This is a genomic window from Candidatus Micrarchaeia archaeon, assembly GCA_041653315.1.
GTDB lineage: Archaea > Micrarchaeota > Micrarchaeia > Anstonellales > JAHKLY01 > JAHKLY01.
Genome location: JBAZFO010000015.1, coordinates 17,544 through 28,472 on the forward strand (window position 1 = coordinate 17,544; position 10,929 = coordinate 28,472).

Annotated in this window: 5 protein-coding genes; all 5 read right to left on the reverse strand. The window is 28.7% G+C overall.

Annotated elements, in window-relative coordinates:
• Window positions 1–36 precede the first annotated feature (36 nt).
• The gene (locus WC356_04195; protein ID MFA5382343.1) at window positions 37–501 is read right to left on the reverse strand and encodes an SMC-Scp complex subunit ScpB; all 465 of its coding nucleotides are present in this window, start codon (window positions 499–501) and stop codon (window positions 37–39) included.
• Window positions 470–1,222 (reverse strand): segregation/condensation protein A, encoded by a 753-nt coding sequence (locus WC356_04200; protein MFA5382344.1) that lies wholly within the window; start codon window positions 1,220–1,222, stop codon window positions 470–472. Before WC356_04200 ends, WC356_04195 begins: the two co-directional genes overlap by 32 nt.
• Window positions 1,223–1,259: 37 nt before the next feature.
• Entirely contained in the window at window positions 1,260–4,124 is a 2,865-nt protein-coding gene (locus WC356_04205) for a NosD domain-containing protein (protein ID MFA5382345.1), read from the reverse strand.
• A gap of 5 nt (window positions 4,125–4,129) precedes the next feature.
• Window positions 4,130–10,042, reverse strand: coding sequence for a right-handed parallel beta-helix repeat-containing protein (locus WC356_04210; protein MFA5382346.1), 5,913 nt, complete (start codon window positions 10,040–10,042; stop codon window positions 4,130–4,132).
• Window positions 10,043–10,193: 151 nt separating this feature from the next.
• Window positions 10,194–10,929 (reverse strand): endonuclease Q family protein (locus tag WC356_04215; GenBank protein ID MFA5382347.1); only part of this gene is annotated, 736 nt, incomplete at its 5' end.

Here is a 10,929-nt window from a genome sequence, read left to right on the forward strand (position 1 = left end):
TATCAATTGATACAATTGACCTTTAAAAAGCTTTTGTTATATCTCTCCTTTAAAATACTCTTTGAATTTCTGAGTTAAAAATATTTTTTTTGTTCTTCCTGATTTTTTTTGATTAATAAAACCTTTTTCGTCTAATTCCATAACATCTTGGTATATGCTTGCACCAAGTTTTTTGCATAAATCTGATTTTAATATTCCATCATTTTTTGCTATATACCCCAAAGTTTTTAATGAATGTGAATTTATTTCTGCTTCCTTAGCAAAGTTTTTTACTTCTCTTGCATATTCTGCTTTTAAAGACATTATATATTTTCCATTTTCTTCAAATATTTGAATTGCACTATCCCTTTCTTCATAAATTTTTTGTAATTTTTTAATTTCATTTGTTACAAAACCCACTGCTGCTATATTAAGTAATTTAGCTAATTCCATAGGATCTAAGGGTCTTGTAGACATAAATAATGCTGCTTCAATTATTTTTTCCTTTTCTAAGTTTTGCATTTTCTTTCACCACATCAGTTTCATCTTTTATATTATTAAAGTTAACGTAAATTATAATTTCCCCAAATAATTTTTCTTGTATTAAACTAATATCTTGTTTCTGTTGTAAATATAATAAAGGAAGTAGAGCAAAAACTTTTTCGTTTGGGGTTTTATCTTTTATTAAATGTGAAAATAAAACCATATTTTTTTCATCTTTTAAATTATTCATTCTTTCTTTTATTTCTTTTATTTGTTCATCTATTGTAATTTCTGGAAGGTTTATAATCATTTTTTTAGGTATCTCAATTTTTTTCTGTTTTTCAATTCTCTGCTGTTCTTCTTTAAATACTTCTTCAACTGCTTCTAGTAATTCATCTAATGAAATTCTTCTTTTTGGTGGGATTCTTGTTCTTAATTCCAACATAGGAATTTCTACTGGTCCTTCTTCATCAACAAAGGTTTCATCTACTTCTATTTGAACTTCTTCTTCAAAAATTAATGCCTTGCTTTTTAATCTCAATAAAATAGATGCAGCGAGAATTAAATTAGCTGGAATTTGTAATTCTAAAGTTTTCATTTCTTTTATCTGTTCTATATATTTTGATGTAATCGCGCCTATATCAATATCCCATGGTTCAAAATCTTCTTTAATCACTAAATCCATCAGCATTTCTCTCCATGAGGGATATGAGATTATTTTTTCTAAATCTAGTTTTTGCTGAGATTTATCCTTAATCATGAATTAGTTATGAGACAAGAGATTAAAAAATTAATGTTTAATCTGTTTGTATAATTACTGCAGTATTTTGTGGAGTAGTACTTGGGAATTTAGGTAAAGTTGGTTTTATAACTACTCCTGGATCACATCTGCCATCTTCACATGTTCTTATACATGCTTTTGGCATATAAGTACATGTTCCATGATCACATACAGCTTCTAAAACTCCAGCAGTACCTGAGCAAGTATCATTTAAAGAAGCACCCTCACTTATACATTCACCATAAACAAAAGAATTGTCTCCACCATCGCTATCATAGCATTCGATACAAGATGCGTTTATGCAAATTCCAGATTCACATTCATGTTCAATTGATTCACATTCATTTGTTGTATTACAGTAATATTCAATAATTATATCCCCTAAACATTCATCTTCTCCCCATGTGCTAAATCCTTCACATATCCCTTCTTCTCCATAATTAATTCCTTCGTCTGAATCAATACATGTAATTTCTTTACATTCTCCTAATACACATCTTTGTCCTTCTGGGCAGTCTATTGGTTCTTCATATATACATCTTGTTTCATTGCAATACGATTGTTTTAATTGTCCTAATGAGCATTTATCTGGTGAATTTAATCCAGTATAATCATAGCAATTTCCACATATACTAATGTTTTGAATTGGATCACTATCCATACATTCTGATGAACTTAAAGCACAATAACCTAATCCAATTAAGTTTTCTAAACAACCGTATGAACAATAATGAGTTTCATTTTGAATAACCCCCCCTTCACAATATTGTTCAATAACTGTATTTGAGTCTAAACAGATATCAGCATATATTTCTGAATCATATTCGGCAAAACTTGGTTCTATATAAGGATTTGAAAAACTTTCATCATGATCTTCGCATTCAGTATTTGGTATGCATCTTCCTTCTTCACACCCATATGGGCATTCAATAACTTCATTCCATGGATAATGATAAGTTCTAAATAAGATAGTTATTTCTTCACATGTAAATTCTTTTAATTCTCTATCATTTATACAGACATCAGCTAAACTTCTTGAACTTTCTTCTGTTCCAAATGTTATATGTCCTGCATTATAATAGTTATTTCCATCTGGATCATTACAAAAAGTATATGTTCTTAAAGAATCTAATAATTCATCATCTGAACATCCACAAACACCTGCAAAACATTTTGCTTCTGTTCCAGAAGGACAATTGCAGTTAGGATAATTAGTATATTCGCAAACAGAATCTTCACAATTCGCTTGTTTTATGTTTTCTTGCCAACAATAACCAAAAATACAATGTTCTTCTCCATAACACTCATCAAAACTATTTTCAGACCCACACGAACAAGTTCCTGGATAAGACATATTATTTAATTCATCATCATCATTACATACAGGAACACAAGTGTTAGTTGTTGGATCACATTCTGTTGATGAAGGACATTCAAAATTTCTTGTATCTGCTACTCCCCCAATTAAATTTGGGTTGCACCATGCTTCTTGAATTGTATCTTCACTTAAACATCTATCTGAATATGTTCTTCCATCTGTATCTGTTGCTGTTCCAAAGATATCTAAAACAATTGTTGTTCCTGAAGACATATCAAAATCAGTATCTGTACAATTAGCAGTTATTGCTTCATCTATACAATGATCTCCTGAACTTCCATCAATACAAGTTTCACATTCTAATGAGATACTTCTACATCCATCTGAAGTACAGATTTTTTCATTTAATTCTTCTGTTATTGCATTACACGTATCATATACATCTAAACCTGTAGTTAAATCAGTACAAAAAGATCCAATTCGTTTTTGGTTTTCTAACGAAATGGTTCCATCTAAATTATCCCAATCTATACAAACAGGACTTGTTCCTGAATCTTCAATACATTCTCCATCAGAACAAACGTAATCCATAGGACAAGTTTTTATTGAATATTCTTGGTTATCACCATCACATGTAGATTCATTAACTGAGTTTAGTATCCCTGTAATACATTCATCTGGATAAAAGTCAGTTCCTACTGGAGTATAAACAGAAACTGATGTTGCTCTTCTTACATCTCCGGATCCATATATTGCATCTGGATCATAACACCCAATACATTCATAACATTCTATTCCACAACCAGAACTTGAATCACAGAAATTATTATTTTCATCTATTTGTGTGTGTTCACACTGCATTGAAATATCATTTAAACAAAAATCATTATTTTTAATCCAATTCCAAAAAGAACTAGCAGAATCAGAACCTTCTTCTTTAAATCCATAATTAAAACCATATATAGAATTGAATTTGATATGATTATCATTTGAACCTATTAAATAAAATCCTCTATTCCCAATTTTTAAGTTATTGTTTAAAAATAAATTTTCATGGCTTGCTCTTATTTGAACTGCATATTCTGAACAGTTATTAATTTTATTATTTGTAATATTATTATCATCAGAATTTAAAATATTTATACCATAATATGTTTCATTTATTGTGTTATTATTTATTATATTAAAATAACTATTTTCAATGTTTATTGCCCCTTTTAAAAAATTATCATGAATATTTGAATAATTTGAATTTATACTTTGTATATTTGAATTGATAATTACACAATTTTTTATTTCTATATTATTTTCATTTATTTTAATCGCGTTTCTTCCATATTCATGTCCTTCGAATTCTAATTTATTATTATTGCAATTTAAAATTACATTTGATGAATTAATTAAAATACAATTATTTCCAAATAAATCATCTTCATCAAAATTAATATCTGCTGTTATTTCGTATGTTCCTGGTGCATTAATTATTTGACAATTAGTAATTGGGATAGAAAAACCAAAACCAATTAATAATATAAAAACAAATATATATTCTTTAAATTTCATATTTATCAACCCCTAATTATAAAGCAAGACTGCCCTCTATGTATTGTTGTTTTATCTTCATATTCTCCTGTTCCAGTATTATAACAATGGAAAAATCCATCTGAAGTTTCTGATAAAATTTCATTTATTGCTGTTGTGTTTTCACATGCAACACCAATTAAATGCCAACCCCCATTGTCTAATTCACTAAAACTTAATGGTTTATCATAAGTGTCTTGTGGTTCTCCATAGATTGTAAATATTCTTGGAATATCTGTATGAATTAAATAACCTCTTCCAGCTTCTATTTCTGTTGCTGTTTGCCAATTATTTATTGAATTATTGAAAATCCATACATCTAAACCTGGGAATAATGAAGCCGGCGAAGTACTAAATGGATCAATTGGTAAAGAGATAGTATTATATCCTGAATTTAATTTTACTATCCATGGATTACATTCTGATTCTTCAATAACTTGTATATTCGCAGTACAAAAACCATTTATTGTTCCATTTGTTATATTTCTAGCCATTATAAATTTTAATCCACTTGTGGTTATTGTTTCAGTATTAAAAATAGATGTTTCATTATCAAATCTAGGATTCATATAATAATCAGGCAAAGGCGCAATTGCTAAATTAGGTATCCATTCCATTTCAGGACAATTAATTATTTCTCCTGCGCGTTCACAAATTATATTAATATTAATATCCATCCCAGCAGTAACAGGTTCTGTTTCAGGAATTAGAGTACAATTAAATGGTTCTATTCCTGCTGTACAAGGATAATCACATAATCCGCTTGGATAAGACGTGTCGCATGTTGTTTCAGACCCCGTATTTAATATTCCATTGTCAAAAACGTCTTCATAATAACCCAAACTTGCGTTGTTGAAACAGGCTGTGTTGTTGGTGAGGGTGTTGTTGTTGGAACTAGAGTCGAGTAAGATGCCGTAGTTGCTGTTGTTGGTGGCAGTGTTGTTGATTAGGGTGTTGTTAAAGCAGTTGTATATAATTTTAATTCCATTTTCTTCATTATTATCAAAACTATTATTAATTAAAAGATTATGATCAGCAAGATTTTGAATAATAATACCATTTCCATTGTTTAAATTAGTATTTGATTTAAGCGTATTTAATGAACTTGTCCATAAAGATATCCCAAAATTAGCATTATATGATGCGGAATTGTTTAAGAGTAAATTATTAGAACTGAAATAAAGAAATATTCCTTCACCTGAATTAAAATTAACAGTATTATTTATAATATTATTATCAAAACTATTGCGAAGATAAATCCCACTTCCAGAATTGAAATTTGCTGTGTTTTTTATAATATGATTATTAGAACTTGAATCGACCCAAATCCCAGCAAGATTATTGAAATTTAATGTATTATTCATAAAAGTATTATTAAAACTAGAAACTTGTATCCCTACATAAAAGTATCCTATTTGTGTGTTATATATATTACTAGAATTAAAACCATTTATGCTAATTCCATATCCAGTATCTTCTCCAAATATACTATGTCCCCTTCCATTTAATTCAATATCATTTGCTTGAATATCAATACATGCATCATGTGAAGAAAGTCCTACTGCAGCAGTTATATCTCCACATAATTCATAATATCCCGGTTCTGTTATATTTGTACAATTAGAAATGCAGGGATGTTCATAAGGAATAAACGTTGCATTAACACAAGCCCATTTATCTGTGAGTGAGATGTGGTGATGTGTTTTACATACAGATATATTTATCATATCTCCATTTGGTGCTGTATAAATATAATGTTCCAATGGGAAAACACCAAAGTATTCTATCAAACTTCCTGTTGTTGCATTATGTAACTCAAATGCTGCACCATGAATAAATGGTTCTGGCGTATGTATCATTGGGAAAATATCAACTAATTGTATATAATAATCTTCAATACTTATATTATCTCCAACATAAAGTAGAGTTGTATTTAAGCCGAAATCTTCGCATTCTTCACAGCATGGCTCAGCAGGCCCTATTTCTGCATTTATTTCATTAACAGTAATTGTAATATCCCCAAATTCTCGGCTGTCTTCTTCGTGTGCTGTCCATGTTGTTGTGCTATCTGTGCTTAACTGTTTTATCTTCAAAATAGTTGATTTATTTGTTATAGGGCAGTATTCACATACATCACTTACATTTCCTAAATTAATACCAATTTCTTCTAATGTGATATTATATCTAGCACTACCTGGCCATACTGAATAAGTTTCTCCTTCATTAAGTTCTATTTCTTCTGTCATTGGTCCTGCTATTATTTCTAAAGTTGCTGATTTGCTTCTTATTGTGCATGGACTTTCAGAAGGTTCATCTTCTGGAATTATTGGTTCAATATTTGGTTCTAAAGTTACTACTTCTTCAGGTATTTCAAATTCATATTTAGTATTAGAGAATAAACATTGAGTTCCTCTTAATGATATAAATTCATCTTCAACCTCAAGATTTAAATCATGAAGTGGATCTGATGAAGGTAAGAAATCAAAAACAGTATATTGTGCAGTGATACTGTCATCAAATATATTAATTTGAAATTGCCAATCCCCATCTCCATTATAACCTGTAAATGAAAAACCACCATAGTGTTCAATAGAAGAAACAGGTCCAATTTCTTCAAAATATTTACATTGAACCACTTGATTTTCATAATACCTTCCTGGAAAAACAGAAAGTGATCCAAAATTTATTCCAGCTTTATTATAATCAAAATTTATTGTACCAAAGATTCCATCGCTTTCTTCATCTACACAATCATCAATTTCATTATAAACCCAGACGTCTCCAAAATCCAAGGTGCTTGTTGTTGTGCCTGTTATTGTTCCATTTTTTAAAGCAACAAATATTTCAGGTCCGCTATGTTCAGTACTTAATATGCTTTCAAATTCTCCTTCTTCAGTTGTTATATGGACCCACATTTGATCTTCTCTTGAAGGGTTTAATATTGCGCCTGTTCTACATTCTTCTAAATCAGCATCATCAAATTCAAATGTTAATTTTGTTGTGTTCACACTTGGGAAACCAGGAAAACTGAATTCAAATGCTGCTGGGTTTTCAATAATATTAAAAGTATCTCCTTGTTCTAAATCAAAAGAATTATCATTATACAAAATAATTTCTCTTAAAGAATCAGATGTTAAACTTGAATCTCCTTCTTTGTTTTTCCATGCTAATTTAATATACCAATCTTCGTTTTCATCATCATCAACAGAATCACCATCTTCTAAGACTAAAACATCGGATAAAATAGCAATTTCAGCCCATTTTAAAGATGGAGTAAGACCTGAAGCTGTTTGATATACATGTACTCTAATTTCATCAGCTGGTCCCATACCAACTGTTTCACCAGGGTTTATTGAAGTCTGTTCAATATATGTTCCATTAGAATAATATAAAGATACAATTGCTGGATGAATGGAATCTGGGCCAGTTCCTACTGAAATATCATCTAATTGTAGATAATATTCAGATCCGTATAACAATCTTTCTCCAAATGAAATTACACCATAAGCTGCTTCTTTTGCTAAAGTTATTTCTCCACCAAATTCTCTATAATTTTCATTAGCTTGTGAACCTCCTTCAGCTGGTGGCTGCATATCTAATAAAATCCAGTTGTCCCCTAAAAATTGTATTTGTGGTCTTTCCATAATTGTTTCTTCTGAAGGTTCTCCTGTTCCAGTTCTTACACAATATGACCAGTCATCTGTTCCATTATCATCTTGGCAAACAGGAATTCCTATTTTTTCTTCTGTTCCTTCTTGAATAAATTTAATTGAATAAGTAGTAGAACGTATATCTAAATAAGGAGGCCCATCTGTTTCATACATGCTTTGTCCTTTTATCCAAATATTTTGTTTTTCAGTAAAATCATCACTTCCTATTGAAAATGAATAATCAAAAAGACCATCTATTTCTTCACTTCCATATCTTCTCATTAAATTAGGACCTTCGCATTCCCCAATCCCATTTGTAAATGGGCTATAATTTAAGTCAGTATCCAATCTGCATGTTAATTTATCGCTATCTCTATCTGCCCAGTCATTATCAATTAAATCATAAATCAAAAGGCCTGTTAGATTAGTGTCTGTTGGAGTTATTGAAGAACAGGGAGTTGCAGTTAAACAAATAGAACTTGGATTAGAAATATTACATATTAATTCTGAAGAGGGAGGAAATAAAACACTTCCAGAAGTTCCAGAATGAAGGATATCCATTGCATTATAACAAGATAATAAATTATCATGAAATTTAGCAGTTGCTCCTAAAGGTATATAAATTCCATAAAGAGTATTATGTGTTGCAGTTGTATTATAAAAAAAATTATTATTTCCTTCTATTTTAAATCCGATTGTATTATTATTTGCTGTTTCATTTTTAAACATGTTTCCTCTTGAATTTTTAATTATATATCCAATATCGTTTTCTTCAACAAAATTATAATTCAAATTATTAGATGCATATAAAGTACTTGTTAGATATGGGTTTTGAATAAATATTGCATTTTCTGTATTTTTAATATAATTCTTTGTTATATTATTTTTTTCTGCTTCAAATAAAGTAATTCCTGTGCCAATTCCATCAATTGAATTATTAATAAAACTAGAATTTTTTACAAAATTTACATTTAAACCCATTGAATTATTTATTAAAATATTATCTTTTATTGTATGATTATTTCCATCACCAGAAGAACCATTTCCATAAAAAGAAATCCCATATCTGTTTTTTAAAGCAATATTATTTTTAATTAATATATTAGAACTTCCATCAATACCTATACCTGAAAATCTATTATTTAACAAATAATTATTGAAAAGAGTAATATTTTCATTGTTTAATTTACTAGGGGTTTCTATTTTTATTCCATGGACAAAATTTGATATATCACAATTTTGAATTAATATATTTCTTAATGGTTGAACAGTGCTTGAAGAGATTTCACTTCCACCTGAAAGATTATTTTTTATTAAAATACCAATTCTATGATCAGAAGTTAGTAATGTTGGGGGGGTTACGTTTGAAGTTATACTAAATTGTTTACAATCTAATGTTACATTATTCGACTTAATAAAAATACAAATATCTGAAGAATATGAAGAAGAATGTACAATATCATTTCCTAATTCATAATTTCCTGGGGTTGTTATATTCATACAGTCACTAATAAGAATTGCTGTTGAAGGTCGTTCTCTTGCGCAAATGTTATTAATCCTCAATTCTTTATTATTTTTTAAATTTTCTTCATTTACTAAAACCCAGTAAGATGCGCCTGGTTCTAAAACATCCACATTTTGATATTTTCTATTTGCATCTAAAATATATGGGCCTGAATTTATTTGTTGTTTAATTAAATCTGTTTTTTGAATAGAATAAGGACCAGGTATTAAATACCAGCCAGCGCCATTATTTAATTCAAAAACATAATCTTCATTTTCACATGTTTTACATAAAGAAATTTCAAATTCTTCATTTGATTTAACAATATATCCTTTATTATCTTCCACTTGTTTAGTAATTTGATATTCATTTTTTTCATTTGAGTACTCATAAAAAGTTGCCTTTGCTAATATTTCTTTTTCAATTTCATCTGTTAATTCTGTTCCTTGTGGAAATGAAATAAAATTATCTCCTTTTTTTATTGAAATAATAAAAGAAGAATATCCTTCTGAACATTTATTCTCATTAGGTTTTGTGATTGTAGTTGGTTTTGAAATAGTATTAGAATCTATAATTGAATCTTGAGTTTTTATATTATTTGAAGAGATATCGGTATTTGATATTTTTTCATTGCTAACGGAATTCACTAAAAGATTTTTTTTATCAATTTGTCCTGCAAAAACAATAGATAAACAGAGCACAAACAAGATTAAACTAAATATTAGTAATTTTTTTATAAATTTCATAATTAATTTATATAATAAATATATATATTCTTTTGGTTTTTATTTTATTCAATATAGCGAACAAATTCGATGATTTTTGTTTAGTATATCGAACATTTTTATAATCTCAGCAAAATTTATGTCTATAATGTTAAATTGGTCGGAAATGCGACTAGTAATCAAATAAAGTATCTTGTTTTGGGCGCTTTGTTTTTTCTTTATTTAATTCTTCTCTAAATTCTATTTTACCAAAAACACCATCATAGCCTGGAATGACTGTTAAATTTTCATTTTGCGCTCTCCAAATTGCCTCTGAAATGTTTGAATTATCAGCTAAATCTAAATTTTCTTTTGAAGCAGTTAAAACTTTAAATTCAGTTCCAAAATATTTTACTAATTTGAAATATTCATCTTCAACTGCTTTAGTATTTTCTCCTTTGTTTAATACTTTAGCAATTATTTGTTTTAATGGAACTAAATGCTGAAAAGGAACAGCAGTTGATGGTTTTTTTCCAAGTTCTCTATCTGCTAAATCATCTACTCTGTGTAATACTCCCAATGTTAAAGGTTTTCTACAAACAGGACAAATATTATTATACTTCTTGCTTTCTGAGGGATTTAGAATAATATTACAAAGTCTGTGACCGTCAATATGGTATTTACCTTCTTCTGGATAAAATTCATATGTTTTGATAAGTCTATTTTTTTCATTTTTAGTTCTTAAAGCTTGTAAAATGTTTTTATATGATAAATTTTCTAATTCTAATAAGTTTAATTCTCTGCCTAATTTTTCAGGAGAATGACAATCTGAGTTTGATATTAAATTATATTTATCTAAAGCAGAAATTCTCCAAAGCATAGGTGGATCTGCACTTAAACCTGTTTCTAAAGCATGAATGTGTTTTGCT